The organism is Cupriavidus sp. 05N38 (genome assembly GCF_056397345.1).
This window is the reverse complement of the sequence record NZ_JBFTNF010000159.1, coordinates 1-1,196: the sequence shown is the minus strand read 5'-3', so window position 1 is coordinate 1,196 and position 1,196 is coordinate 1. Positions and strand designations below refer to the sequence as shown.

Annotated in this window: 1 protein-coding gene; it reads right to left on the bottom strand. The window is 61.3% G+C overall.

Annotated features, from left to right (window positions below; all coding sequences use genetic code 11):
- Positions 1–3: 3 nt before the first annotated feature.
- On the bottom strand, positions 4–1,194 hold the full coding sequence (gene tuf / locus AC1DK4_RS40655) for an elongation factor Tu (RefSeq protein WP_441623861.1): 1,191 nt from the start codon (positions 1,192–1,194) through the stop codon (positions 4–6).
- Between the last annotated feature and the right edge of the window lie 2 nt (positions 1,195–1,196).

The following is a 1,196-nucleotide window of genomic DNA, read 5'->3' as shown; positions in this document are numbered from 1 at the left end:
TTATCAGTCGAGGATCTTTGCCACGACGCCGGCGCCGACGGTACGACCGCCTTCACGGATGGCGAAACGCAGGCCTTCTTCCATGGCGATCGGGGCGATCAGCTTGACGGTGATCGACACGTTGTCGCCGGGCATGACCATTTCCTTGTCCTTCGGCAGCTCGATCGAGCCAGTCACGTCGGTCGTACGGAAATAGAATTGCGGACGGTAGTTGTTGAAGAACGGGGTGTGACGGCCGCCTTCGTCCTTCGACAAGATGTAGACCTCGCCGGTGAAGTGCGTGTGCGGCTTGATCGAACCCGGCTTGCACAGCACTTGGCCGCGCTCGACGTCTTCGCGCTTCGTGCCGCGCAGCAGCAGACCCACGTTGTCGCCGGCTTGACCTTGGTCCAGCAGCTTGCGGAACATTTCCACGCCGGTGCAGATGGTCTTGACCGTCGGCTTGATACCGACGATTTCGATTTCTTCACCGACCTTGATGATGCCGCGCTCGATACGACCGGTCACAACCGTGCCACGGCCCGAGATCGAGAACACGTCTTCCACCGGCATCAGGAAGGTACCGTCGATGGCACGTTCCGGCGTCGGGATGTAGGTGTCCAGCGCGTCGGCCAGGCTCAGAATCGCCACTTCGCCCAGCTCGCCCTTGTCGCCTTCGAGTGCCAGCTTGGCYGAACCCTTGATGATCGGGGTGTCGTCGCCGGGGAACTCGTACTTCGAGAGCAGTTCGCGCACTTCCATTTCGACCAGCTCGAGCAGCTCGGCGTCGTCGACCATGTCGCACTTGTTCAGGAACACGATGATGTAAGGCACGCCAACCTGGCGGGCCAGCAGGATGTGCTCGCGGGTCTGGGGCATGGGGCCGTCGGCGGCCGAGCACACCAGGATCGCGCCGTCCATCTGCGCTGCGCCCGTGATCATGTTCTTCACATAGTCAGCGTGGCCCGGGCAGTCAACGTGGGCGTAGTGGCGGTTAGCCGTTTCGTACTCGACGTGGGCGGTATTGATGGTAATACCGCGTGCCTTCTCTTCCGGCGCTGCGTCGATTTCGTCGTACTTCTTGGCCGAGCCGCCAAACTTTGCTGCCAGCACCGTGGCGATCGCTGCCGTCAGCGTGGTCTTGCCATGGTCAACGTGACCGATCGTACCAACGTTCACGTGCGGCTTGGTCCGCTCGAACTTTTCCTTTGCCATTT